This window comes from Thalassococcus profundi (assembly GCF_003344785.1).
Classification (GTDB): domain Bacteria; phylum Pseudomonadota; class Alphaproteobacteria; order Rhodobacterales; family Rhodobacteraceae; genus Puniceibacterium; species Puniceibacterium profundi.
In genome coordinates this window covers 62,526-86,751 of the sequence record NZ_QPMK01000014.1, presented here as the reverse complement: position 1 = coordinate 86,751, position 24,226 = coordinate 62,526, and the positions used below count along the sequence as shown (strand labels likewise).

Here is a 24,226-nt window from a genome sequence, read left to right as displayed (position 1 = left end):
GGGGCTTGGCCGGTCGGATATTGCATATCCGTGCCCCCGGTCCCCATCTTTGCCGAAAGGGCTGGCGGCGCCAGCCCGTTTCGCGTGCAAGGAGACATGATATGCGCCTGATCCTCACCGCCGTGACGGCCCTGGCCTTGACCTCGGGCGTTGCCGGGGCCAAACCCGCGCTCAGAGACGTGGCCGAGATCGACAACGGGCTGATGGCCGTCGCCATCGCCGACGAGATCCGCAAGAGCTGCGACGACATCGGCGCCCGGATGATCCGCGCCTACAGCTACATCACGTCGCTGGAGAGCCGGGCCAAAGCCCTGGGCTACAGCGACGAGGAAATCGAGGTTTACGTCACCTCGAAGGACGAAAAGGCGCGGATGCGCGCCAAGGGCGAGGCCTACATCAAGGCCCGGGGTGTCGATCCGAAGGACCGCTCGGGCCTGTGCAGGCTTGGCAAAGAGGAAATCGCGAAGGGCAGCCAGATCGGCGCGCTTCTCAGAGCAAGGTGAGACGATGTCAGACCTCCGCAAGATCAGCATTGATGGCAAGGAAATCGAAGTCGACGGCGCGATGACGCTGATCCAGGCCTGCGAAGAGGCCGGGATCGAGATTCCGCGATTCTGTTACCACGAGCGCCTGTCCATCGCCGGCAATTGCCGGATGTGTCTTGTCGAGGTCGTGGGCGGCCCGCCCAAGCCCGCCGCGTCCTGCGCGATGCAGGTGCGCGACCTGCGCCCCGGCAAGGACGGCGAGCCGCCGGTGGTCAAGACCAACTCGCCCATGGTCAAGAAGGCCCGCGAGGGGGTGATGGAGTTCCTGCTCATCAACCACCCGCTCGACTGCCCGATCTGCGACCAGGGCGGCGAATGCGATCTGCAGGACCAGGCCATGGCCTATGGCGTCGATTTCTCGCGCTACCGCGAGCCCAAGCGCGCGGCTACCGACCTCGACCTCGGTCCGCTGGTCGAGACACACATGACGCGCTGCATTTCCTGCACCCGCTGCGTGCGCTTCACCACCGAAGTGGCGGGCATCAGCCAGATGGGTCAGACCGGCCGCGGCGAGGACAGCGAGATCACCTCGTACCTTGGCGAGACGCTCGATTCGAACCTGCAGGGCAACATCATCGACCTTTGCCCGGTGGGCGCGCTGGTCAGCAAACCCTATGCCTTCACCGCGCGGCCTTGGGAGCTGACCAAGACCGAAAGCATCGACGTGATGGATGCGCTCTGCTCGAACATCCGGGTCGATACGAAGGGCCGCGAGGTCATGCGCTTCCTGCCGCGTAACAATGACGGCGTGAACGAGGAATGGATTTCCGACAAGACCCGGTTCGTCTGGGACGGTCTGCGCCGCCAGCGGCTGGACAAGCCCTATATCCGCCGCGACGGCAAGCTCAAGCCCGCCACCTGGCCCGAGGCGCTGGCGGCCGCCGCTGCCGCGATGAAGGGCAAGAAGGTCGCTGGCCTCGTCGGTGACCTGGTGTCGGTCGAGGCCGCCTATGCGCTGAAACAACTGGTCGAAGGGCAGGGCGGATCGGTCGAGTGCCGCACCGACGGTGCGAAACTGCCTGCGGGCAATCGCTCGGCCTATGTGGGCAGCGCCACGATCGAGGACATCGACGACGCCAAGGCGATCCTCCTGATCGGCACCAATCCGGCCGTCGAGGCGCCGGTGCTCAACGCCCGCATCCGCAAGGCCTGGCTCAAGGGGGCCAGCGTCGGCGTGATCGGAGAGGCGGCCGAGCTGACCTATGATTACCACCATGTCGGAACCGGGCCTGCCGCTTTTGCGGACATGGACAAGAACGGCTTCGATCCCGACACGGACGGCCCGTCGATCGTCATCGTCGGCCAGGGCGCGCTGGCGCGCGAGGATGGCGCGGCCGTTCTGGGCCGGGCGATGTCGCTGGCCGAGTCGACGAAATCGGGCTTCTTGGTGCTGCACAACGCCGCGGGCCGCGTCGGCGCGATGGACGTGGGTGCGGTGACCGAGGGCGGCATCACCGCTGCGCTGGACGGGGCCGATGTGGTCTACAACCTGGGCGCCGACGAGGGTGACATTCCCGACGGTCCCTTCGTGATCTACCAGGGCAGCCACGGCGACCGCGGCGCGCACCGCGCCGACATCATCTTGCCGGGCGCCGCCTATACCGAGGAGCAGGGGCTTTTCGTCAACACCGAAGGCCGTCCGCAGCTCGCGCTGCGTGCCGGTTTCGCCCCGGGCGAGGCGAAGGAAAACTGGGCGATCCTGCGGGCGCTCAGCGCCGAGATGGACGCGACGCTGCCCTTCGACAGCCTCGCGCAACTGCGCAAGGCGCTGCTTGAAGAAGTGCCGCACCTGGGCGAACTCGACACGGTGCCGGAAAACGACTGGCAGCCGATCGAGACGGGCAAGCTGGGCGATGGCGCGTTCAAGAATGCGGTGGCGGATTTCTACCTCAGCAATCCGATCGCGCGCGCGAGCCAGCTGATGGCCGAACTCAGCCGCAACGCCAAGGCGCGCCGGGACACCCAGATCGCGGCGGAGTAAGGTCATGCGGCCCGAACCGGTTTTCGGGGCGCTGGCGCTGGCGGCGCTGCTTGCGGGATGCACGCCGCAAGAGAGCGCGCCTGCGCCCGAATTACCCTTTGCGCCGGTCTACGAGGGAATCGATACCAGGCTGCTGGACGGCGATCTGGTGAACTTTCTGGTGGAAATGCGCGGTGCGCGCGGACCTCAGGACGTTGCGGACTATGCAGAATGTGCTGCAGCGCAGTATGCTTTGATCCGAGGCTACGGTTTCGCGCGGCATTTACGCACAAATGTCGAGGAAGAGGGTGGTCTCTGGCGCGCAGATGCGGTTTACACGATATCGCCAGCATTGCCCGCCGGGCTGAAGACGATCGACGCCGAAGTCACCGTGTTCAACTGCGCGGAAAACGGAATACCGATGGTGTGAGGACCTGATGGCTGATTTCTTTACCACAACCGCCGGGATCGCCCTGATCATCGTGGCGCAGTGTCTCGCGGTTCTGGGCTTCGTCATGGTGAGCCTGCTGTTCCTGGTCTACGGCGACCGCAAGATCTGGGCCGCCGTGCAGATGCGGCGCGGTCCCAACGTGGTGGGTGTCTTCGGCCTGCTGCAAACCGTGGCGGATGCGCTGAAATATGTGGTCAAGGAAGTGGTGATTCCCGCCGGGGCCGACCGGACGGTGTTCATCCTCGCGCCGCTCACCAGTTTTGTCCTCGCGATGGTGGCCTGGGCGGTGATCCCGTTCAACGACACCTGGGTGCTGTCGGACATCAACGTGGCGATCCTCTTCGTCTTCGCCGTCTCCTCGCTCGAGGTGTACGGCGTGATCATGGGCGGCTGGGCTTCGAACTCCAAGTACCCCTTCCTCGGCTCCCTGCGTTCGGCGGCGCAGATGATTTCCTACGAGGTGTCGCTGGGGCTCATCATCATCGGCATCATCATTTCCACCGGGTCGCTGAACTTCGGCGACATCGTGCGCGCGCAGGACGGCAGCTTCGGCTTCTTCAACTGGTACTGGCTGCCGCATTTCCCGATGGTTTTCCTGTTCTTCATCTCGTGCCTCGCCGAGACCAACCGCCCGCCCTTCGACCTGCCCGAGGCGGAATCGGAACTGGTGGCGGGCTACCAGGTGGAATATTCCTCGACGCCCTTCCTGCTGTTCATGGCCGGCGAATACATCGCCATCTTCCTGATGTGCGCGTTGACCTCGCTGCTGTTCTTCGGGGGCTGGCTGTCGCCGATCCCGGGCCTGCCCGACGGCGCGCTGTGGATGGTGGCGAAGATGGCGTTCTTCTTCTTCCTCTTCGCCATGGTGAAGGCGATCACCCCGCGTTACCGCTACGACCAGCTGATGCGGCTGGGCTGGAAGGTCTTCCTGCCGTTCAGCCTCGTCTGGGTGGTCTTCGTGGCGTTTGCCGCAAAATTCGACTGGTTCTGGGGCGTCTATGCGCGCTGGAGCGTAGGAGGCTGACATGACGCAAATGGACTATACCCGCGCGGCCAAGTACTTCCTGCTACAGGATGTCTGGGTCGGTATGAAACTGGGGCTGAAGTATTTCTTCGGCAAGAAGGCGACGCTGAACTACCCGCATGAAAAGGGTCCGCTGTCGCCGCGGTTCCGCGGCGAACACGCCCTGCGCCGCTATCCCAACGGCGAGGAACGCTGCATCGCCTGCAAGCTCTGCGAGGCGATCTGCCCGGCGCAGGCGATCACCATCGACGCGGAACCCCGCGACGACGGCAGCCGGCGCACCACGCGATACGACATCGACATGACCAAGTGCATCTACTGCGGCTTCTGCCAGGAAGCCTGCCCGGTCGATGCCATCGTCGAGGGGCCGAACTTCGAATTCTCCACCGAGACTCGCGAAGAGCTCTACTACGACAAGGCCAAGCTCCTGGAGAACGGCGAGCGCTGGGAAGCCGAAATCGCGCGCAACCTGGAAATGGATGCGCCCTACAGATGACCCATGCGCCCAAAAGTTTTCGGAAACTTTTGCCAGGAATTTTCGGAAATTCCTGGGGAGGCGGATATGTCTGATCCGAAGACCCCGTTCGAGCTGATGATGGCCCAGGCGCAGGAGATGGCCAAGGCCTTCAACCCGGCGATGGAGACCTTCAATCCCAAGGGTTTCGAAAAGCTCTGGCCGACCATGCCCAAGGAAGCCATGGAGATGTGGTTCGGCAAGGGGCTGAGCAAAGACGGGCTGGATGCCAAGACCCGGCTGCTATTGACACTTGCGGGTCTGACCATGCAAGGCGCGCAGGCGGACACCCAGCTGCGCATGACCGTGCGCCATGCGCTCGAAGCGGGGGCCACACGCGACGAGATCGCCGAGACCATCGCACAAATGTCGATGTTCGCCGGCATCCCGGCCATGACCCGCGCCATGGACCTCGCGCGCGAGGTGATGGAAGACAACAAGGATGAGGAACCATGAGCGTCTTTGCCTTCTACCTTTTCGCCATCAGCACCATCGCGGGGGGCCTTTTCACGGTCATCAGCCGCCACCCGGTGCATTCGGTGCTCTGGCTGATCCTCGCCTTCCTCAGTTCCGCGGGGCTTTTCGTGCTGCTGGGGGCGGAATTCGTGGCGATGCTGCTGATCATCGTCTACGTGGGCGCCGTGGCGGTGCTGTTTCTGTTCGTCGTGATGATGCTCGACGTCGATTTCGCAGAGCTGAAGGCGGAAATGGCGAAATACATGCCGCTGGCGCTGCTGATCGGGCTGGTCCTGCTGATGCAGATGACCATCGCCTTCGGCGCCTGGCAGAGTGCCGAGGGCGCAGAGGGCCTGCGCGCGCAGGTCATCAACCCCGAGGTGCAGAACACCGCCGCACTGGGGCTGGTGCTCTATGACCAGTATTTCCTGCTCTTCCAGCTGGCGGGTCTGATCCTGCTGGTTGCGATGATCGGGGCGATCGTGCTGACGCTGCGCCACCGTTCGGACGTCAAGCGCCAGAACGTGCTGGCGCAGATGTACCGCGATCCGGCCAAGGCGATGGAGCTGCGGGACGTGAAACCGGGGCAGGGGCTCTGAGGCCATGAACCGGGGCACCCTGATCGCCGTCGTCGTGGCCATTGTCGTGGGCGTCGCGGTGGCGAACGGATATTTCGGTGGCTGACCACCGGTGACCAAAGGCCAAAGGCGGGCAACGCCGGGCCGACAGACAATCGGACGGGCGCGGCCCGGAGGGACAAGATGATCGGAATTGAACACTATCTGACGGTTGCGGCGACGCTGTTCGTCATCGGCATCTTCGGGCTGTTTCTGAACCGCAAGAACATCATCATCCTCCTGATGAGCATCGAGCTGATGCTGCTGGCGGTGAACATCAACCTCGTCGCCTTCTCGTCCTTCCTGGGGGATCTCGTGGGGCAGGTCTTCACGCTCTTCGTGCTGACCGTTGCCGCCGCCGAGGCCGCCATCGGCCTGGCCATCCTGGTCTGCTTCTTCCGCAACCGCGGCACCATCGCCGTGGAAGACGTCAACGTGATGAAAGGCTGATCCCATGGAATCGCTCATCCTGTTTTCCCCGCTCGTGGGGGCGATCATCGGCGGGTTCGGCTGGAAGCTGATCGGCGAACGCGGCGCCATGTGGATCACCACGGGCCTGCTGTTCTTTGCCTGCGCGCTGTCGTGGATCGTCTTTTTCACCCATGACGGCACCACCGACCACATCCAGATCATGCGCTGGATCGAGAGCGGCACGCTGTCGACCGACTGGTCGATCCGGTTGGACCGTCTGACCGCGATCATGCTGATCGTCGTGACCACCGTGTCGGCGCTCGTGCATCTCTATTCCTTCGGCTACATGGATCACGATCCGCAGTGGAAAGAGGGCGAGGTCTACAAGCCGCGCTTCTTCGCCTACCTGTCCTTCTTCACCTTCGCCATGCTGATGCTGGTGACCAGCGACAACCTCGTGCAGATGTTCTTCGGCTGGGAAGGCGTGGGCGTCGCGTCCTACCTGCTGATCGGGTTCTACTACCGCAAGCCCACCGCCAACGCGGCTGCGATCAAGGCGTTCGTGGTCAACCGCGTGGGCGACTTCGGTTTCGCCCTGGGCATCTTCGCGCTGTTCTTCCTGGTGGATTCGATCCGCTTCGACGACATCTTTGCCGCTGCGCCCGAACTGGCCGAGACGCAGCTGACGTTCCTCTGGACAGAGTGGAACGCGGCGAACCTCATCGCCTTCCTGCTCTTTATCGGCGCCATGGGCAAATCCGCCCAGCTTTTCCTGCACACCTGGCTGCCGGACGCGATGGAAGGCCCGACGCCTGTGTCGGCGCTCATTCACGCGGCGACTATGGTGACAGCGGGCGTGTTCCTGGTCTGCCGCATGTCGCCGCTGATGGAATTTGCGCCCGAGGCGATGGCCTTCGTCACCTTCCTTGGCGCCACCACCGCGTTCTTCGCCGCGACCGTCGGCCTTGTTCAGAACGACATCAAGCGCGTGATCGCCTATTCGACCTGTTCGCAGCTGGGCTACATGTTCGTCGCCGCCGGTGTCGGCGTCTACTCGGTGGCGATGTTCCACCTCTTCACGCACGCCTTCTTCAAGGCGATGCTGTTCCTCGGTGCCGGGTCGGTGATCCACGCGATGCATCACGAACAGGACATGCGCAACTACGGCGCGCTGCGGAAGAAGATCCCCTACACCTTCTGGGCGATGATGATCGGCACGTTGGCCATCACCGGCGTCGGCATTCCGCTCACCCACATCGGGTTCGCCGGTTTCCTGTCGAAGGACGCGGTGATCGAAAGCGCCTGGGCCGGGACGCAAGGAGGTTATGCCTTCTGGATGCTGGTGATCGCGGCGCTCTTCACCAGCTTCTACAGCTGGCGGCTGATCTTCCTGACCTTCTTCGGCGAGGCGCGGGGCGACAAGCACACCCATGCCCATGCGCATGAAAGCCCGATGGTCATGCTGGTGCCGCTGGGCGTGCTGGCGCTCGGCGCGATCTTCTCGGGCATGATCTGGTACGGCAGCTTCTTCGGCGACCATGCGCAGGTGAACCGCTTCTTCGGGATCCCCACGCACCACGCCGAGGCATCCGAGGACGGCCACGGCACCGAGGCCGCCGCCGACGATCACGGCGAAGGCGCTGTAGAGGCCGTCGAGGAACTGGCCGAGGGCGATACCGAAGCCGCCGTGGCGGATGCCACCGAACCGACCGAGGATCACGGCACCGACACCGCCAGCGCCGCGGCACCGGGCGAGGGCGCCATCTACATGGCGCCGGACAATCATGTCATGGACGAGGCCCACCACGCGCCGACCTGGGTCAAGATCAGCCCCTTCATCGCGATGCTGATCGGCCTTGCCACGGCGATCCTGTTCTACATCGTCAACCCGTCGCTGCCCAAGCGGCTGGCCGAAAGCCAACGCCCGCTGTACCTCTTCCTGCTCAACAAGTGGTACTTCGACGAAGCCTATGACTTCCTCTTCGTGCAGCCCTCCAAGGCGCTTGGCCGGTTGCTGTGGAAGCGGGGCGACGGCGATGTCATCGACGGGTCGATCAACGGCGTGGCCATGGGCTTTGTGCCCTTCGTCACCCGCCTCGCGGGCCGCGCGCAGTCCGGTTACATCTTCACCTATGCCTTCGCCATGGTGATCGGGCTTGCGCTGCTCATCACCTGGATGACGCTGAGCGGAGGAGCGCAGTAATGGACAACCTGCTTTCCATCGTCACCTTCCTGCCGGCCCTGGCGGCGGCGATCCTGGCGCTGTTCCTGCGCGGCGGCGACGCGGCGGCGGACCGCAACGCCAAGTGGCTGGCGCTGATCGCGACCGGTGCCACCTTCCTGATCTCGCTCTTCATCCTGGCGCAGTTCGACCGGAACGACACCGGGTTCCAGATGGTCGAAGAGGGCGCCTGGCTGCTGGGCCTGCAATACAAGATGGGCGTCGACGGCATTTCGGTGCTCTTCGTCATGCTCACCACCTTCATGATGCCGCTGGTGATCGCAGCCTCCTGGGATGTGACCACCCGGGTCAAGGAGTACATGATCGCCTTCCTGCTGCTGGAAACGCTGATGCTCGGCGTCTTCATGGCGCTGGACCTGGTGCTCTTCTACCTCTTCTTCGAGGCGGGGCTCATCCCGATGTTCCTGATCATCGGCATCTGGGGCGGCAAGAACCGCATCTACGCGAGCTTCAAGTTTTTCCTCTACACCTTCCTCGGGTCGGTGCTGATGCTGGTCGCGATGGTGGCGATGTTTGCCGATGCGGGAACCACCGACATCCCGACGCTGATGGTGCATGACTTCGACTCCGCGCCCCTGTCGATCCTCGGCATGCCGATCATCGGCGGCATGCAGACGCTGATGTTCCTGGCGTTCTTCGCCAGCTTCGCGGTCAAGATGCCGATGTGGCCGGTGCACACCTGGCTGCCGGATGCGCACGTGCAGGCGCCGACCGCGGGGTCGGTGGTGCTGGCGGCGATCCTTCTGAAGATGGGCGGCTACGGCTTCCTGCGCTTTTCTCTACCGATGTTCCCGGTCGGCGCCGAGGTGCTGACGCCGCTCGTTCTGTGGATGAGCGCCATCGCGATCGTCTACACCTCGCTGGTCGCGCTGGTCCAGGAGGACATGAAGAAGCTCATTGCCTATTCGTCCGTGGCGCACATGGGCTATGTCACCATGGGCATCTTCGCCGCCAACCAGCAGGGCATCGACGGGGCGATCTTCCAGATGATCAGCCACGGCTTCATCTCGGGCGCGCTTTTTCTCTGCGTCGGCGTGATCTACGACCGGATGCACACCCGCGACATCGACGCCTACGGCGGCCTCGTGAACCGGATGCCGGCCTATGCGCTGATCTTCATGCTTTTCACCATGGCCAACGTGGGCCTGCCGGGCACCAGCGGCTTCATCGGGGAATTCCTGACGCTGATGGGCATTTTCCAGGTCAACACATGGGTGGCGCTGGTCGCGACCTCGGGGGTGATCCTGTCGGCGGCCTATGCGCTCTGGCTCTATCGCCGGGTGGTGATGGGGGACCTCATCAAGGAGAGCCTGCGCACGATCAAGGACATGAGCCGCCGCGAAAAGGCGATCTTTGCGCCGCTGGTGGTCATGACGATCTGGATGGGGGTCTATCCCGCGCCGATCCTCGATCGCATCGGACCGAGCGTCGAGGCGCTGGTTTCCAACTACGACACGGCCCTGGCCGAGGCGCGCGCCTCGACCCAGGTGGCCGCGCAAGCAGAACACTGAGGGGCTGAGACAATGATTGAGGCTGATCTGACCGTCATCCTGCCAGAGATCGTGCTGTCGGTCTTTGCCATGCTGGCGCTGATAGGCGCGGTCTATACCGAAAAGGACAAGCTGGCCCCGGCGCTGGTATGGGTCACCTCGGCCCTGTTCCTGGGCCTCGGCATCTGGATCGGGATGAGCGGCGACGGCAGCAACGCGGCCTTTGGCGGAATGTTCGTCGACGACGCCTTCGCCCGCTTCGCCAAGGTCACGATCCTGGTCTCGGCGGCCTGCGTGCTGCTGATGAGCCAAGAGTACATGAGCCGCCGCGACCTGCTGCGCTTCGAATACCCGCTGCTGGTCTGCCTGAGTGTCGTCGGCATGATGATGATGGTCTCGGCCGGCGACCTCATGGCGCTTTACATGGGGCTGGAGCTGCAGTCGCTGGCGCTTTACGTCGTGGCCTCCCTGCGCCGCGACAGCGTGAAGTCGACCGAGGCGGGGCTCAAGTATTTCGTGCTGGGCGCGCTCAGCTCGGGCCTGCTGCTCTATGGTGCATCGCTGACTTACGGCTTTGCCGGGACGACGCTGTTCTCGGGCATCATCCAGACCGCGCAGTCGGGCGACCTGTCCATCGGTCTGCTTTTCGGCCTGGTGCTTCTGGCTTCGGGCCTTGCCTTCAAGGTCTCGGCGGTGCCGTTCCACATGTGGACACCCGACGTCTACGAAGGCGCGCCGACCCCGGTTACGGCCTTCTTTGCAACGGCCCCCAAGGTCGCGGCCATGGCGCTTTTCGCGCGGCTTCTGCACGATGCCTTCGGCAATGCGGTGGGCGATTGGCAGCAGGTGATCGCCTTCCTGTCGCTGCTGTCGATGTTCCTGGGTGCCTTCGCCGCCATCGGCCAAACCAACATCAAGCGGCTGATGGCCTATTCCTCGATCGCACATATGGGCTATGCGCTGATGGGGCTGGCCGCGGGTACCGCCTTCGGCGTGCAGGCGCTGCTGATCTACATGGCGATCTACGTCACCATGAACGTCGGCACCTTCGCCTTCATCCTCAGCATGGAACGGGACGGCGCGCCGGTCACCGACATCGCGTCGCTCAACATGTACTCGAAAAAGGAACCGGGCAAGGCGCTGGCGATGCTGGTACTGCTCTTCAGCCTCGCCGGCGTGCCGCCGCTGGTGGGCTTCTTCGGCAAGCTCTACGTGTTGCGCGCCGCCTACGAGGGCGGGTTGGCCTGGCTTGCGGTGGCCGGTGTGGTGGCGTCGGTCATCGGTGCCTTCTACTACCTGCGCATCGTCTACTTCATGTATTTCGGCGAAGAGCAGGACGAGGGGCTCGACAAGGGCCGGTCGCCGGTGCTTTGGGGCTTTCTCATGGCCTCTGCCGCGATCATGGTGCTGGGGGTGGTCAACCTGTTCGGCATCGAGGGCGCGGCCGCCGCCGCTGCGGCGACGCTTGTCAACTGACCGCACAACGGCAGGTGGATCCAATTGTGACGCGCCAGAGGCGCGTCGCTTTTGGTTTGTGCGCAGGCAGGCCTGCGCGGCCTCCGGCGGGAGTTTAACCGGCAAGATGAAGCGGGTGGGCGGATGAGCTGGCCCGAGGGCTACGACCTGCGGGTGCTCGACGAGGTCGACAGCACCAATGCCGAAGCCGCGCGGCTGGCCATCTCGCTGGCCGGTCCGACCTGGATCCTCGCCAGGCGGCAGACCGCGGCGCGCGGGCGGCGCGGGCGGGCATGGATCAACCCCGAGGGCAACCTTGCCGCGACCCTGCTGATGCGTCCCACCGAAACGCCGGACATCGTGGCCCTGCGATCCTTCGTGGCGGCGCTGGCGCTGCACGAGGCCTTGGTCATGGCGACCGGGCGCACGGCGGGGCTCACGCTGAAATGGCCCAACGACGTGCTGCTCAACGGCGGCAAGGTGGCAGGCATCCTGCTCGAAAGCCTCGGGGTCCGGCAGGGCGTGCAGCACCTGGCCATCGGCATCGGTGTGAACCTCCTGCACCCGCCGGAATGTGCCGCGCTTGAGCCGGGCGCCGTGTCGCCGGTGGCGCTGATGTCCGCCACGGGCGTGGCCGTGACGCCGGAAGAGTTCCTGACGTTGCTGGCGGCGGCCTATGCCAAGGTCGAGACGCTGTTCGTGACGCAGGGCTTCGCCCCGGTGCGGCAGGCCTGGCTGTTGCGGGCGGCGCGGCTGGGCGAGACGATCACCGCGCGGGCGGGCGGGACGGAAACCGTGGGCACGTTCGAGACGGTGGATGCGGCGGGCAACCTGGTGCTGGCCACCGGTGCGGGGCGCGCGCATATTCCCGCCGCCGACGTGTTTTTCTGACGAAGGGGGCGGGTCATGCTTCTGGCCATCGACTGCGGCAACACCAACACCGTGTTCTCGATCTGGGACGGCACGCGGTTCATCGCGACCTGGCGGACCTCGACCGAGCATCAGCGCACGGCGGACCAGTATTACGTCTGGCTGTCCACTTTGATGGCCTTCCAGAAGATCGAGGCCGAGATCACCGACATGATCGTGTCCTCGACCGTGCCGCGGGTGGTCTTCAACCTGCGGGTTCTCGCCGACCGGTATTTCAACACGCGGCCCATCGTCGTGGGCAAACCCGAATGCGCACTGCCCGTCGATGTACGGGTCGATGCGGGCACGGCGGTGGGGCCGGACCGGCTGGTCAACACGGTGGCGGGCCACGACCTCTATGGCGGCGACCTGATCGTGGTGGATTTCGGCACCGCCACGACCTTCGACGTGGTCGACCACGACGGCGCCTACGTGGGCGGGGTGATCGCGCCGGGTGTGAACCTCAGCCTCTCGGCCCTGCACCAGGCGGCGGCGGCGCTGCCGCATGTGGACATTTCGAAACCGCAGAGCGTGGTGGGCACGAACACCGTCGCCTGCATGCAATCGGGGATCTTCTGGGGCTATATCGGCCTCATCAAGGAGATCTGCGCCCGGATCAAGGCCGAACGGGAACGGCCGATGAAAATCATCTCGACGGGCGGGCTGGCGCCCCTGTTCCAGCAGACGGAAGACCTCTTCGACGTTTTCCGGGACGATCTGACGATGCACGGGCTGACCGTGATTCATAAGCATAACAAAGCGATAGGATAATCAATGAGCAGCGAACGGCTGATCTACATGCCCCTCGGCGGGGCCGGCGAAATCGGCATGAACGCCTATGTCTACGGCTACGGCAAACCAGACCAGGAACGCCTGATCCTGGTCGATCTTGGCGTGACCTTTCCCGACATGGACACCACCCCGGGCGTGGACCTGATCCTGCCCGACATCACCTGGCTGAAGGAACGGCGTGACCGGCTCGAGGCCATCTTCATCACCCACGCCCATGAGGACCATGTCGGCGCGGTGGGGCATTTCTGGGAAAGCCTCGGCGCGCCGATCCATGCCCGCGCCTTCACCGCCAATATCGCCCGGCGCAAGATGGAAGAGCACGGCCATTCCGAACAGACGGTCAAGACCGCCTCGGCCTGGCCCGAGCAGATTGCCGCGGGTCCTTTCAAGGTCGGCTTCCTGCCGGTGTCGCATTCGATCCCCGAAAGCTCCGCGCTCGTGATCGACTGCCCCGAGGGGCGGCTCATCCACACCGGCGATTTCAAGCTCGACGAGACGCCGGTGGTGGGCGAAGCCTTTGATCGGGCGCTTTGGGAAGAAGTGGCGAAGGACGGGGTGAAGGCGCTGGTCTGCGATTCCACCAACGTCTTTTCGCGCCATCCGGGACGGTCCGAATCCACCGTCGGCCCCGAGATCGAAAAGCTGGTGGCGGGCGCCCGCGGCATGGTGGTGGCGACGACCTTTGCCAGCAACGTGGCCCGGGTCAAGACCCTGGCCGAGGCCGGCGAACGCGCGGGGCGGTCCATCGTCCTTCTGGGCCGCGCCATGCGCCGGATGATCGAGGCGGCGGTCGAGACCGGAGTGCTCAAGGGGTTCCCGTCGGTGATCTCGCCCGAGGATGCCGGCTCGGTGCCGCGCGAGAACCTGATGCTTCTGGTCACCGGCAGCCAGGGGGAACGCCGGGCGGCCAGCGCGCAGCTGGCGCGCGGCAAGTACCAGGGACTGACGATGAAGGAGGGCGACCTCTTTCTCTTCAGCTCCAAGACCATTCCGGGCAACGAGAAGGGCGTCATCCGCATCATCAACCAGTTTTCCGAGATGGGCGTCGATGTGGTCGACGACAGCGACGGGCTCTATCACGTCTCGGGCCATGCCAACCGGCCGGACCTCGAGATGATGCACGCGGTGACGCGGCCGCAGATCGTCGTGCCCATGCACGGCGAGCACCGGCACCTGCGCGAGCATGTGAAGCTGGCCGAGGCGTCGGGGCGCAAGGGTGTGCTGGCGGTCAACGGGATGATGATCGACCTTTCCGGCAACAGCCCGACGGTGGCGGAATACGTGGAGACGGGGCGGACCTACGTGGACGGAACGGTGCAGATCGGCGCGCTGGATGGCGTGGTGCGCGACCGCATCCGCATGGCGCTGAACGGGCACGTGATCGTCACGGTGATCCTCGACGAGAACGACGACCCGCTGGGCGATCCCTGGTGCGAGATCATGGGCCTGCCCGAGGAAGGCCGAAGCCGTGTGCCGCTGGTCGACGTGCTGGAAGAGGAGCTGGGACAGTTCCTGGGCCGCGCCGGGGACAAGACCCTGACCGACGACGACAAGCTCGAGGAGGGGCTGCGCCGGGTGGCGCGGCAGGCGGCGCAGAACGAGATCGGCAAGAAGCCCGAGGTCACGGTGGTGGTCAGCCGGCTGAGCTGAGCGGCCGTTTCTTGAATTGGGGGGCTCTGCCCCACAGTTTTGTTTTAGGGGGCTCTGTCCCGCAGTTTTGATTTTGGGGGGCTCTGCCCCCCGGAGCGAAGCAGGCTTCGCTCCGTCCCCCGAGGGTTATTGAAAACCGGAGAAGGGCAGAAGCGTCAGCCCCGGGCCTTCATCGCCAGCGCGTCTTCGGTGCTGAGGACCGTGCCGCCGTAGCCCCAGGCGCCGCTTCGGATTTCCTGGATCCGGACCGACAGGCCGCCGGCGATGGTCTGTCCCGCGACGGAGGCGAATGCCTCGGTCACGCGGGTGATGATCTGCGCTTTTTCCTCTGCATCGAATACGCCTTCGAGCACCTGGATTTCCATGGACGGCATCTGCGAACCCTTTTCCGATAATCGCGAAAGGGTAGGGCAGAGCGGCGATTCGGTGAACGGCTGACGCAAAAACGCCGGCCCGTGGTGCGGGCCGGCGGCGTATTCGAGCGGAGTGCTTCGAGATCAGCTTGCCCGGCGATCCTCGAAGCTGAGCGCGATGAAGCTGGGCAAGTGGTCGCCCATGCCGACGACCTTTGTGTCGCGGCCGCGGTTCGATCCGCCGCGCCCACGGTCCTGGGAGCCGCCCTGGTCGGATTTTTCAGATTTTTTCGGGGCCTCGGCGGAAACGGTCTCGGGCGCCGCCTGCTCTTTCGCGGCGGGGGCCGCGTCGGACTTGGGCGTGCTCTTGCGCGACCGTGACCGGCTGCGCTTGGGCTTTTCTGCGGCGGTGGAACCGTCGTCTTCGGGCTCTCCGGTGGGCGCGCCGGATTGCAGCGGGTTCTCAAGACGCGGGATCGGCTTCTGGATCAGCTTCTCGATATCGTCGAAGTTCTTTTCGTCCTTCGGCACGCAGATCATCAGCGCCTTGCCGTCGCGGCCGGCGCGGCCCGTGCGGCCGATGCGGTGCACGTAATCCTCGGCATGGCTGGGCACGTCGAAGTTGAACACGTGGCTGACCGCGGGCACGTCGAGCCCGCGCGCCGCGACGTCCGAGGCCACGAGGAACCGCAGGTCGCCGGCGCGGAAGCCGTCGAGCGTGCGGGTGCGCTGCGACTGGTCCAGATCGCCGTGGATCGGGGCCGCGTCATAGCCATATTTCTTGAGCGATTTCGCGACGATATCCACATCCACCTTGCGGTTGCAGAAGATGATCGCGTTTGTGCATGTGTCGCCTTCGTTGTCGATCAGCATGCGCAGCACCTTGCGCTTTTCGCTGGCCTCGCGGTCGCGGCGCGAGCCCTTGAACATGACCACGCCCTGCTGGATGGTCTCCGAGGCGGTGGCCTGGCGGGCGACCTCGATCCGGGCGGGATTGCTGAGGAAGGTGTTGGTGATGCGCTCGATCTCGGATGCCATGGTGGCGGAGAAGAACAGCGTCTGGCGGGTGAATGGCGTCAGGCCGAAGATCTTCTCGATATCCGGGATGAAGCCCATGTCGAGCATCCGGTCGGCTTCGTCCACCACCATGACCTTGACGTCCGACAGGATCAGCTTGCCGCGCTCGAAATGGTCGAGCAGGCGGCCCGGCGTCGCGATCAGCACGTCGACGCCCTTGTCGATGAGCTGGTCCTGCTCCTTGAAGCTGACGCCTCCGATGAGCAGCGCCTTGGTCAGCTTCACGTGCTTGGCATAGGTGTCGAAGTTTTCCGCCACCTGCGCGGCCAGTTCGCGCGTCGGGCAGAGCACCAGGCTGCGCGGCATCCGTGCGCGGGCGCGGCCGCGGGCCAGCATGGTGATCATCGGCAGGGTAAAGCTTGCCGTCTTGCCGGTGCCGGTCTGCGCGATGCCCAGCACGTCCCGTCCTTCGAGAGCAGGCGGAATCGCACCGGCCTGGATCGGGGTCGGAGACTCGTATCCGGCTTCTTCGATGGCTTTGAGAACCTTGGGGTTCAAGTTCAGGTCAGAGAATTTTGTCATCTGTATCCGATACTTACGGACACGATCTGGCCCGTACGTCTGGTTGGAGGGTCAGGCCCGGACGGCCCTGTGGTTATCCACATCTGTGACCCGTGCGCGGCTTGTATAGAAAACCCGGGAAAGCGTCAACGTAACCGGACATTCGGTTGCAAAACTGATACGATACATGGCTGGACATAGGCCGCAATCGGTGAAAATCACCTCGATTGTCGCGTGTCCGAGGTCACGCGGTCGCGATGTCCGGAAAATGCCGCGCGCGCCGTTCAGGAAGCTTCAGGTCCAACCGGCGCAACAGCCCTTCTCTTTCGAGGCGCGCACACAAGGCGGGTGTCGCGGTACCGACTTCGTCGTAGAAGGCGCGCAGGGCCGGCTCGCCGCCTTCCGCCTCGATCCCGCGCAAGAGATCGTGCAGGTTTTGCGACCCCGTGCCGCGCACCTGCGGCTTGAGCTCGGCCCGGTAGGACCCGCGGGCCAGCCGGAACCGGTAGGCGGCGATGAACCGGTCCCAGCTTGCTGCATGCATATGCGCCAGCGCGACCTGCGGCAGTTCGACCTGGCCGGGGTTCTGCGCATCATCGAGGGTGATGTTGTGAATCCTGATCTGCAATCCCTTGAGCCCGGTTCGAAAGAAGAGCTTGCCGGCCACGTGGCTCAGGAACCCGCCCGAGAGATGTGCGCTCCAGGTGGGAAAGCAGGTTTCGGCGGCGCGCTGGCGGGCCGCCTGGGGCAGGTGAAAGGCCTTGAACACATGCGCTGGTCCGTCGCTTTGCAGGGCCTCCATCGGGCGCACCCGGGCGCAGAGCGTTTCGGGCGCGAGGCTTGCAAGATGCTCTGCGATGGGGATGTCGGAGATCAGGAATTCATCGACGTCGATATGGGCGAGCCAGTCGAGCCCCGGGCTGTCCTTGTTCACGAACCGGTTGTTGGCGTGGCGGGCATTGACGGACTGGCGCACCTGGTGCTTTTCCGGCCGGCCGCCGCGCTTGTCCCACCAGGCGGCATCGGTGTGCAGGGCGGTGATCGCGGGATGGGCATTCAGCGCGGCCTGCGTGTCGGGCACGTCCTCGTCGAGGTAGATGTAGAGATGCGCCGCCCCGGCATCGAGGTGCCAGGCGGCGAAATCGACGATCTCGGCCAGCGGTGCCTTGATGGTCGAGACGATCCCCCAGCGGGTCACGGCAGCGCCCCGAAGACGCGGGCCACGGCGGCGTCGCGGTCCATCTCGCGCGTGAGCAGCATGCCATGCGCCGCCAGCCGCGCGCGCAAATCCGGCGTGTCGGCGCAAACCTCGTCGAAGAACATTCTGAGCCCTTCGTCGCCCTCTTCTTCGGCGAGGAAGGCCAGGATGTCCGAGAGCTCGGTCTTGTCGCGTTCGGCCCGGTCGCGGTAGGACCCCTTGCTGCGGCGGAAGTCGAAATGGCTGCGGAAATGGTCCCAGCTGGGCGCGTGGAAATGGCCCAGGTAGAGGCCCCGCAGCAGCGTCGCATTGGTGGCTTCCTCGCCGCGGTATTTGAGCGCGTGGATGCCGAGCCGCGTCTCGGGAATGCCGGGGCGGGCGAAGATCTTGCCCGAGTGATGGCTGAGAAACCCGCCGTAGAGGTGCATCCCGAAGGTGGGATAGATGTCCTGCACCACCGCCTTGCGCTGGTCGGCGGCCTTGTGCGTGAGCTTGAAATGCTGCCCGCCGCCATCGGCGAGGGCCTCGGCCGGCTGGACACGGGCGGCGGCGTGGGACGGGTCGATGGCGGCCAGCAACCGCGGCAGGGGCGTGTCGGGCAGCAGGTATTCATCGACATCGATGTGCCCCAGCCAGTCGAGTGTCCCGGCCGTGTCGCGCAAGGCGCGTGTGGCGTTATGGGCCTGGCGCAGCTGGTGCGCCTCGGGCCGCGGCTTGCCGATCTCGCGCCACCAGCCATCGGTGCACTGGGTGATATGGATGCGCGGGTGACGGTCGAGGAAGGCGACGGTCTCGGGTTCTGGCGCATCGAGATAGAGATGCAGCGCATGTGCGCCCAGTTCCAGGTGATGCGCGGCGAAGCGCGCCGCCTCGCGCAGCGGCGCCTTGAGCGTGGTGACAAGGCCCCAGCGCAGCGCCTCGGGGTCACGCGCCTGCGCCCGCGCGGCGACGGGCGCAATGTTGCGCGGCTTGGCCTTTTTCGGCGGCTCGCGGCGGGTCTTGCGCTGGCGCATGGTGGCGAGGCGGCGAAACAGGGTGCGGTCGTCGCGGATCAGCATGTCGAGCAGGTGCCGCGCCAGCGGCGCGACGGCGGCATCCTCGCCGGCCTCGATCCAGAGCCGCCCCAGAAGGTTGACGTCGAGCCCGCCATTGGTGATCGAATAGGCATCCATCTCCATCGGCAGCCGCGCCTTGACCTTGCCGTCGAGCGGGAAGGCACGGTCGGGTGTGAGGCCGGAGAACACCCGCTCGGATTCGTAGAGCTTCATCATCCCGAAGAGCACGGTCAGCGACAGGCCGACCGAGCGCTGCACCGCATTGGCCGGGTGATCGCCGAAGGTGGTGATCGAGGACACCAGCCAGCGCGGGTTGAGCTGGCCCAGCAGGTGCGCCGACTGCTCGGTCCAGAGACGGCGGAAGAGCGGCGCGGTCTGCGGCGGCTGCTCGCGCTTGCGCAGATGCGCGATGAGCAACCCGTTGAGACAGGCCAGCTCCGACAGCCCGGTGAATTCCGCGCGCAGCGCCCGGCGCTTGCGGGCATAGCCGGTGCGCGACTCCGTGGCCTCGGCGGGATCGGTTTCGGGGTCCTGCACGATCCGGGTGCAGAGCGGGGCAAGGTCGAGGTCCAGCGGCGGCAGACCTTCGCCGGGGCCGTGATCGACAGCGCCGCGCCGCCCCTCCATCTGGGTCAGGATGGCGGAAAACCCGCCGGGATAGGTGGACGCGTCGCTGTTCATGGGCGCAGAGTAGCCGTCTTTCACGCCAAGGCAATTGATCCGGCGGAGCGCGCGTGCCGCGCGCGCCTTATGCGCCACAGCCCGAGGCTGTGGCACGCCCTTTGCAGAGGTGACGAGCCGGTCCGGCGGTCGCATTACCGGCAATCGCCGGAAGCCTCCGGCGGGAGTTTTTTGGCAAGATGAAGATGGAGCGCCGCGCCCCTGCTTCATCTTGCCGATAAACCTCCGGGGGGTTTGGGGGGGCTGGCCCCCCAATGCCGGATGGCCCGTCTCAGACCATCATTTCCTTGGTGTTCGAGAGGGTGACGTCCGGATAGTCCCGTGCCACGCGGTCGATGTCCCATTGCAGCCGCGTGAGGTAGACAATGTCGCCGTCGTTGTCGTGGCCGATGTGCTGCTTGTTGGCGGTCATGAAGGCGTCGACCTTGTCCTTGGGGCCGTGGACCCAGCGGGCAGAGGTGAATTGCGACGGCTCGAACCGCACCGGCAGGCCGTATTCCATCTCGATCCGGCTGCCCAGCACCTCGAATTGCAGGGCGCCCACGACGCCGACGATGAAGCCCGAGCCGAAGGCGGGTTTGAAGACCTTGGCGGCGCCTTCCTCGGCGAACTGCATCAGCGCCTTTTCCAGGTGCTTGGCCTTCATCGGATCGCCCGCGCGCACCGACTGCAGCAGTTCCGGCGCGAAGCTGGGGATGCCAGACACCCGCAGCGCCTCGCCTTCTGTCAGCGTGTCGCCGATGCGCAGTTGGCCATGGTTCGGTATGCCGATGATGTCGCCGGCCCAGGCCTCTTCGGCCAGTTCGCGGTCGGCGGCGAGGAACAGCACCGGGCTGGTCACCGCCATCTGCTTCTTCGAGCGCACATGCGTGAGCTTCATGCCCCGCTCGAAATGCCCCGAGGCGAGGCGCACGAAGGCCACCCGGTCTCGATGCTTGGGGTCCATGTTGGCCTGCACCTTGAAGACGAAGCCGGAAACCTTGGTTTCCTCGGGCGCGATGGCGCGGGGTGTCGCGGATTGCACCTGCGGTTGCGGCCCATAGGTGCCGATGCCGTTCATCAGTTCCTTGACTCCGAAGGAGTTGATCGCCGAGCCGAACCAGATCGGCGTCATGTGCCCTTCGAGCACCGCCTGCGGGTCGAGCGCGGGCAGCAGTTCGCGCGCCATTTCGACCTCTTCGCGCAGCTTGGCCAGTTGTTCCGCCGGAACGTGCTTGTCGAGCAGCGGATCGTCCAGCCCGTTGATCTCGATGCTTTCCGCGACCTTGTTGCGGTCGGCGCGGTCCATCAGTTCCAGCCTGTCGCGCAGGATGTCGTAGCAGCCGAGGAAGTCGCGGCCCATGCCGATGGGCCAGCTTGCCGGGGTCACGTCGATGGCGAGGTTTTCCTGGATCTCGTCGATGATCTCGAAGGTGTCGCGGCTTTCGCGGTCCATCTTGTTGCAGAAGGTCAGGATCGGCAGGTCGCGCAGGCGGCAGACCTCGAAGAGCTTTTGCGTCTGGCTTTCCACGCCCTTGGCGCCGTCGATGACCATCACCGCCGCATCGACCGCCGTCAGCGTGCGGTAGGTGTCCTCGGAAAAGTCCGAGTGGCCGGGCGTGTCGACGAGGTTGAACCGGAAGTTCTTGAAATCGAAAGACATGGCCGAGGCCGAAACCGAAATGCCCCGGTCCTTTTCCATCTGCATGAAATCCGAGCGGGTGCGCCGTGCTTCGCCCTTGGCGCGCACCTGCCCCGCCATCTGGATCGCGCCGCCGTAGAGCAGGAATTTCTCCGTCAGCGTGGTCTTGCCCGCATCGGGATGCGAGATGATCGCAAAGGTGCGGCGCCGGGCGATTTCCGGCGGCAGGGCGGGGCGGTTGGTGGGCGTGTCCAGCATGAGCGCGCGTATAGGCCCGCGCTCATGCCTTTGCAAGAATGCCGCTAGTCCCGCGGGCCGTCGCTCAGCGCCGCGGAGGCGTCTTCCATGAAGCTGAGATTGGCTGACAGGAAGTCGTCTTCGGCCATACCTGGATTGGCGATGGCCAGTTCGCGGCAGTAGAGCGCCCCCAACGACAGCAGCCGTTCGTCGCGCGTCATCTCGGGGCGGGCCGCGACGAAGGCGGCGGCGGTCTCGGACAGGCTCGCAGCGTCGTCCGACGGATCCTGCGCGCGCTCCGACAGGGCGGTTTTGAGGTCGTCGGTCAGCGCCTCGTCCGACACCGAGCGGCAGTTGACGGCGAGGTCCACCGCGCCCTCGGGTTCGGGGTTCTGGGCGCGCAGCCTGTCGACCAGCGACGGCGTGGCCAGTTCCGGGCCTTCGTTGCCCCAGCTGCGGCGCACGTGGTTGGCGACCGCGGCCAGTTCTTCGTCGCTCAGGGTGTCGGCAAAGCTCGGCATGACGCCGTAGTCGTCATTGGGGGCGATGCCCTGCAACAGGACCGAGATGACGTTGTTAGGAGACTGCGCGACCACACCGCCGTTGTTCACGAGATTGGCGGCGACGCCGGGTTTGCCTTCGCCGGTCTCGCTGTGACAACTCTGGCAATTGGAGGCGAAGACGCTGGCGCCGAGGCTTGCGACATCGGCGGGAAGCGGTTCGATGTCCACCGTCACTGTGTCTTCCGGCTCGGGCTGGGCGTTCAGCATGTAATGCGCGATGGCCGCCACATCCTCGGGCGTGGCCTTGGACAGGCTGTTGGTCATCTGGCTCATCGGCCCGAAGGCGGGGATGTTGCGCGAGTGCTCGTCCGACAGGAAGCCGATCAGGTCTTCCTCGTTCCACTTCGTCAGCACGGAATTCGGGCCCTTGCTGATATCGGGGGCGTACCATTGCTCGGCCGATGCGCCCTGGAAACGCCGCGACTCGATCTTCGCGCCCATGGCGTTGCGCGGCGTGTGGCAGGTGCCGCAATGGGCCAGTGCCTCCACAAGGTAGGCGCCGCGCTGCGTCTGTGCGTCGTGATCGGGGTCGGGCTCGAACCGGCCCGGTTCGAAATACATCGACTGCCAGACTTCGACAGCAGAGCGGACGTTGTAGGGAAACGGCAACTGCACCGTCTCGACCTCGTTGTCGACCGGTTCGACGGTGGAGACATAGGACCAGATCGCCGCGACATCCTCATCGCTCATCTTGGTATAGGATTCGTAGGGCATGCCGGGATAGAGCGGTTTGCCCTCTTCGTTGAGACCTTCGCGCAGGGCGCGCGTAAACTGTTCCTGCGTCCAGCCGCCGATGCCGGTTTCATGCGGGGTGATATTCGGCGTGATCAGGTTTCCAAACGGCGTCACCAGGGTCTGGCCGCCGGCGAAGGGCTGGCCGTCGCGGGCGGTGTGGCAATGGGTGCAGCCGGCGATGTTGGTGAGATAAGCGCCGCGATCGTCCGGCGAGATCCTGTCCTCCGATCCCCCCGAGCTCCGGTCTCCCATGTCCTGCGCTTCCGTACTCTGATCCCCGGTATCTCCGACCTGCGTACTCTGCGCCGACGCGGCGGTCCCCAGTGCAATGGCAAGACTAAACGAGACGGGACCGAGACCGGCGAGGACAGCGCGCATGAGGAAACCTTTCACTTTGGCATGCATTTTGAACGCGACCGGCGCCGGAACGGTTCCCGATTTCGGAACGCAAGCATGCGGTCGGGGGTTGTCAGCGCAGCTACCCAACAGCCGAAATGGAGCACGACATGCCGAATCCGTCGATCAAGGATGAAGACACCTACCAGGCGCTGCGCGATCAGGGCGCCAGCAAGGAATAGGCGGCGCGCATCGCCAATGCGCAGGCCAACGACCGGATGAAACCCTCCAGGAAGGGCGGCAAGGCGCCACCCTATGAGGAGTGGACCAAGGACGAACTCTATGAGCGGGCGCAGGAACTGGAGATCGAGGGCCGGTCGGACATGGACAAGGACGCGTTGATCGCCGCATTGCGCAACCACTGATGCCGGCCGATACTGCAGGTCTGTGCCGCGGGGGAGAGTCATGCAGGTCGCGATCATCGGATACGGCGCGATTGCCGCTTACGTCGGGCGGGCGCTGGAGTCCGAGGGGGCGCAGCTGTCGATGATCCTCGCGCGGGCCGGGCGCGAAGACGCGGCGGCATCGGTTTTCGGTGACGTCCCGGTCGCGACCGGGATCGGGGACGCGAGGCCGGACGTGGTGGTCGATTGCGCCGGGCACGGCGGTCTGTCTGCACATGGCCTGGCGATCCTCGGCAACGGGCTGCCCTTGGTGACCTTGTCGCTGGGGGCGCTGGCTGATGCCGACCTGCACGCGCGGCTCACGCAGGCCGCACGGGAAGGCGGGGGCGTTCTGCATCTTTGCAGCGGCGCCATCGGCGGTCTGGATGCCCTGCGCGCGGCGGCGATTGGCGGGCTCGACAGCGTCACCTATGTCGGTCGCAAGCCGCCGCAGGGGTGGGTCGGATCGCCTGCCGAAAAGGTTCTGGACCTCGGGGCGCTGGACGGCAGGGCGGCGGTGCATTTCGACGGCTCCGCCCGTGATGCGGCGCGGCTTTATCCAAAGAATGCCAATGTCGCGGCGGCTGTCGCGCTTGCGGGCATCGGGTTCGATGCCACGGCGGTCACGCTGATCGCCGACCCGGAGGCCACCGCGAATATCCATGAAATCCACGCCAAGGGCGCCTTTGGCGAGTTGTCGTTTCGCATCGAGGGGCAGGCGCTGGAGGGCAATCCGCGATCTTCGGCTCTGGCTGCGATGAGTGCCGTGCGCGCGGTGCTGGACCGTCGGGACGTGATGCGGTTCTAGGGCGATTTGCGTTTGCCCTGAAGCGAGATGCATCTCTTGTCGCTGTGAAATACTTGATTTCACGCAGCGCTTATTGCTTCAGACCTAACGCGAGCAGCGTCA

21 protein-coding genes and 1 pseudogene are annotated in these 24,226 nt (G+C 65.1%); 16 read left to right on the top strand and 6 right to left on the bottom strand.

Annotated features, from left to right (window positions below; translation table 11 throughout):
* The first annotated feature begins 101 nt into the window (after positions 1 to 101).
* The 14 genes from DU478_RS16260 (at position 102) to DU478_RS16195 (ending at position 14,516) form a co-directional block, all read left to right on the top strand.
* Complete coding sequence (locus DU478_RS16260; protein WP_114512029.1) at positions 102 to 503, top strand: DUF5333 domain-containing protein; 402 nt, start codon at positions 102 to 104, stop codon at positions 501 to 503.
* Positions 504 to 507: 4 nt separating this feature from the next.
* Positions 508 to 2,526, top strand: a complete 2,019-nt coding sequence (gene nuoG / locus DU478_RS16255) for an NADH-quinone oxidoreductase subunit NuoG (RefSeq protein WP_114512028.1) — start codon at positions 508 to 510, stop codon at positions 2,524 to 2,526.
* A gap of 4 nt (positions 2,527 to 2,530) precedes the next feature.
* The gene (locus DU478_RS16250; RefSeq protein WP_114512027.1) at positions 2,531 to 2,935 is read left to right on the top strand and encodes a hypothetical protein; all 405 of its coding nucleotides are present in this window, start codon (positions 2,531 to 2,533) and stop codon (positions 2,933 to 2,935) included.
* A 7-nt stretch (positions 2,936 to 2,942) separates the two neighbouring features.
* Complete coding sequence (gene nuoH / locus DU478_RS16245) at positions 2,943 to 3,980, top strand: NADH-quinone oxidoreductase subunit NuoH (RefSeq protein ID WP_114512026.1); 1,038 nt, start codon at positions 2,943 to 2,945, stop codon at positions 3,978 to 3,980.
* Position 3,981: 1 nt separating this feature from the next.
* Positions 3,982 to 4,476 (top strand): NADH-quinone oxidoreductase subunit NuoI, encoded by a 495-nt coding sequence (gene nuoI / locus DU478_RS16240; RefSeq protein WP_114512025.1) that lies wholly within the window; start codon positions 3,982 to 3,984, stop codon positions 4,474 to 4,476.
* Between the two features lie 66 nt (positions 4,477 to 4,542).
* Positions 4,543 to 4,950: a carboxymuconolactone decarboxylase family protein gene (locus DU478_RS16235; RefSeq protein WP_114512024.1), complete on the top strand. Its 408-nt coding sequence runs from the start codon at positions 4,543 to 4,545 to the stop codon at positions 4,948 to 4,950.
* Complete coding sequence (locus DU478_RS16230; RefSeq protein WP_114512023.1) at positions 4,947 to 5,549, top strand: NADH-quinone oxidoreductase subunit J; 603 nt, start codon at positions 4,947 to 4,949, stop codon at positions 5,547 to 5,549. Before DU478_RS16235 ends, DU478_RS16230 begins: the two co-directional genes overlap by 4 nt.
* 162 nt (positions 5,550 to 5,711) lie before the next feature.
* A complete protein-coding gene (gene nuoK / locus DU478_RS16225) occupies positions 5,712 to 6,017 on the top strand; it encodes an NADH-quinone oxidoreductase subunit NuoK (RefSeq protein ID WP_114512022.1) in 306 nt (101 codons plus the stop codon).
* 4 nt (positions 6,018 to 6,021) lie between these two features.
* Complete coding sequence (gene nuoL, locus DU478_RS16220; RefSeq protein ID WP_114512021.1) at positions 6,022 to 8,181, top strand: NADH-quinone oxidoreductase subunit L; 2,160 nt, start codon at positions 6,022 to 6,024, stop codon at positions 8,179 to 8,181.
* Positions 8,181 to 9,731: an NADH-quinone oxidoreductase subunit M gene (locus tag DU478_RS16215; RefSeq protein ID WP_114512020.1), complete on the top strand. Its 1,551-nt coding sequence runs from the start codon at positions 8,181 to 8,183 to the stop codon at positions 9,729 to 9,731. Before nuoL ends, DU478_RS16215 begins: the two co-directional genes overlap by 1 nt.
* Before the next feature lie 12 nt (positions 9,732 to 9,743).
* Positions 9,744 to 11,186 carry an NADH-quinone oxidoreductase subunit NuoN gene (gene nuoN / locus DU478_RS16210; protein WP_114512019.1) on the top strand — a complete coding sequence of 481 codons (1,443 nt, stop codon included), beginning with the start codon at positions 9,744 to 9,746 and terminating at the stop codon, positions 11,184 to 11,186.
* 123 nt (positions 11,187 to 11,309) lie between these two features.
* The gene (locus DU478_RS16205) at positions 11,310 to 12,056 is read left to right on the top strand and encodes a biotin--[acetyl-CoA-carboxylase] ligase (RefSeq protein WP_114512018.1); all 747 of its coding nucleotides are present in this window, start codon (positions 11,310 to 11,312) and stop codon (positions 12,054 to 12,056) included.
* Between the two features lie 15 nt (positions 12,057 to 12,071).
* Positions 12,072 to 12,845, top strand: coding sequence for a type III pantothenate kinase (locus DU478_RS16200; RefSeq protein WP_114512017.1), 774 nt, complete (start codon positions 12,072 to 12,074; stop codon positions 12,843 to 12,845).
* A gap of 3 nt (positions 12,846 to 12,848) precedes the next feature.
* Positions 12,849 to 14,516: a ribonuclease J gene (locus DU478_RS16195; protein ID WP_114512016.1), complete on the top strand. Its 1,668-nt coding sequence runs from the start codon at positions 12,849 to 12,851 to the stop codon at positions 14,514 to 14,516.
* A 155-nt stretch (positions 14,517 to 14,671) separates the two neighbouring features.
* On the opposite strand, the gene DU478_RS16190 is transcribed toward DU478_RS16195, so the two are convergent.
* The 6 genes from DU478_RS16190 to DU478_RS16165 form a co-directional block, all read right to left on the bottom strand.
* Positions 14,672 to 14,890: a tautomerase family protein gene (locus DU478_RS16190; protein WP_114512015.1), complete on the bottom strand. Its 219-nt coding sequence runs from the start codon at positions 14,888 to 14,890 to the stop codon at positions 14,672 to 14,674.
* Between the two features lie 123 nt (positions 14,891 to 15,013).
* Complete coding sequence (locus DU478_RS16185; RefSeq protein WP_114512014.1) at positions 15,014 to 16,468, bottom strand: DEAD/DEAH box helicase; 1,455 nt, start codon at positions 16,466 to 16,468, stop codon at positions 15,014 to 15,016.
* A gap of 223 nt (positions 16,469 to 16,691) precedes the next feature.
* A complete protein-coding gene (locus DU478_RS16180; RefSeq protein ID WP_114512013.1) occupies positions 16,692 to 17,645 on the bottom strand; it encodes a glycosyltransferase family 2 protein in 954 nt (317 codons plus the stop codon).
* Entirely contained in the window at positions 17,642 to 19,381 is a 1,740-nt protein-coding gene (locus tag DU478_RS16175) for a glycosyltransferase family 2 protein (protein WP_114512012.1), read from the bottom strand. The genes DU478_RS16180 and DU478_RS16175 overlap by 4 nt, the downstream gene beginning before the upstream one ends.
* 271 nt (positions 19,382 to 19,652) lie before the next feature.
* The gene (locus DU478_RS16170) at positions 19,653 to 21,260 is read right to left on the bottom strand and encodes a peptide chain release factor 3 (protein ID WP_114512011.1); all 1,608 of its coding nucleotides are present in this window, start codon (positions 21,258 to 21,260) and stop codon (positions 19,653 to 19,655) included.
* Between the two features lie 44 nt (positions 21,261 to 21,304).
* Positions 21,305 to 22,789, bottom strand: a complete 1,485-nt coding sequence (locus tag DU478_RS16165; RefSeq protein ID WP_158545800.1) for a cytochrome c — start codon at positions 22,787 to 22,789, stop codon at positions 21,305 to 21,307.
* A 254-nt stretch (positions 22,790 to 23,043) separates the two neighbouring features.
* On the opposite strand from DU478_RS16165, the pseudogene DU478_RS16160 reads away from it, so the two are divergent.
* Positions 23,044 to 23,298: pseudogene (locus DU478_RS16160) on the top strand (DUF7218 family protein).
* A 40-nt stretch (positions 23,299 to 23,338) separates the two neighbouring features.
* The gene (locus tag DU478_RS16155; protein WP_114512009.1) at positions 23,339 to 24,124 is read left to right on the top strand and encodes an aspartate dehydrogenase; all 786 of its coding nucleotides are present in this window, start codon (positions 23,339 to 23,341) and stop codon (positions 24,122 to 24,124) included.
* Positions 24,125 to 24,226 lie beyond the last annotated feature (102 nt).

Excerpts from the sequence above, each read along its gene's own strand:
- nuoN (WP_114512019.1), top strand. The coding sequence starts at position 9,744 with ATGATTGAGGCTGATCTGACCGTCATCCTGCCAGAGATCGTGCTGTCG.
- DU478_RS16260 (WP_114512029.1), top strand. The coding sequence starts at position 102 with ATGCGCCTGATCCTCACCGCCGTGACGGCCCTGGCCTTGACCTCGGGC.
- DU478_RS16200 (WP_114512017.1), top strand. The coding sequence starts at position 12,072 with ATGCTTCTGGCCATCGACTGCGGCAACACCAACACCGTGTTCTCGATC.
- DU478_RS16170 (WP_114512011.1), bottom strand. The coding sequence starts at position 21,260 with ATGCTGGACACGCCCACCAACCGCCCCGCCCTGCCGCCGGAAATCGCC.
- nuoI (WP_114512025.1), top strand. The coding sequence starts at position 3,982 with ATGACGCAAATGGACTATACCCGCGCGGCCAAGTACTTCCTGCTACAG.
- DU478_RS16250 (WP_114512027.1), top strand. The coding sequence starts at position 2,531 with ATGCGGCCCGAACCGGTTTTCGGGGCGCTGGCGCTGGCGGCGCTGCTT.
- nuoH (WP_114512026.1), top strand. The coding sequence starts at position 2,943 with ATGGCTGATTTCTTTACCACAACCGCCGGGATCGCCCTGATCATCGTG.
- nuoK (WP_114512022.1), top strand. The coding sequence starts at position 5,712 with ATGATCGGAATTGAACACTATCTGACGGTTGCGGCGACGCTGTTCGTC.
- nuoG (WP_114512028.1), top strand. The coding sequence starts at position 508 with ATGTCAGACCTCCGCAAGATCAGCATTGATGGCAAGGAAATCGAAGTC.
- DU478_RS16165 (WP_158545800.1), bottom strand. The coding sequence starts at position 22,789 with ATGGGAGACCGGAGCTCGGGGGGATCGGAGGACAGGATCTCGCCGGAC.
- DU478_RS16205 (WP_114512018.1), top strand. The coding sequence starts at position 11,310 with ATGAGCTGGCCCGAGGGCTACGACCTGCGGGTGCTCGACGAGGTCGAC.
- DU478_RS16235 (WP_114512024.1), top strand. The coding sequence starts at position 4,543 with ATGTCTGATCCGAAGACCCCGTTCGAGCTGATGATGGCCCAGGCGCAG.
- DU478_RS16185 (WP_114512014.1), bottom strand. The coding sequence starts at position 16,468 with ATGACAAAATTCTCTGACCTGAACTTGAACCCCAAGGTTCTCAAAGCC.
- DU478_RS16175 (WP_114512012.1), bottom strand. The coding sequence starts at position 19,381 with ATGAACAGCGACGCGTCCACCTATCCCGGCGGGTTTTCCGCCATCCTG.
- nuoL (WP_114512021.1), top strand. The coding sequence starts at position 6,022 with ATGGAATCGCTCATCCTGTTTTCCCCGCTCGTGGGGGCGATCATCGGC.
- DU478_RS16215 (WP_114512020.1), top strand. The coding sequence starts at position 8,181 with ATGGACAACCTGCTTTCCATCGTCACCTTCCTGCCGGCCCTGGCGGCG.
- DU478_RS16230 (WP_114512023.1), top strand. The coding sequence starts at position 4,947 with ATGAGCGTCTTTGCCTTCTACCTTTTCGCCATCAGCACCATCGCGGGG.
- DU478_RS16195 (WP_114512016.1), top strand. The coding sequence starts at position 12,849 with ATGAGCAGCGAACGGCTGATCTACATGCCCCTCGGCGGGGCCGGCGAA.
- DU478_RS16155 (WP_114512009.1), top strand. The coding sequence starts at position 23,339 with ATGCAGGTCGCGATCATCGGATACGGCGCGATTGCCGCTTACGTCGGG.
- DU478_RS16190 (WP_114512015.1), bottom strand. The coding sequence starts at position 14,890 with ATGCCGTCCATGGAAATCCAGGTGCTCGAAGGCGTATTCGATGCAGAG.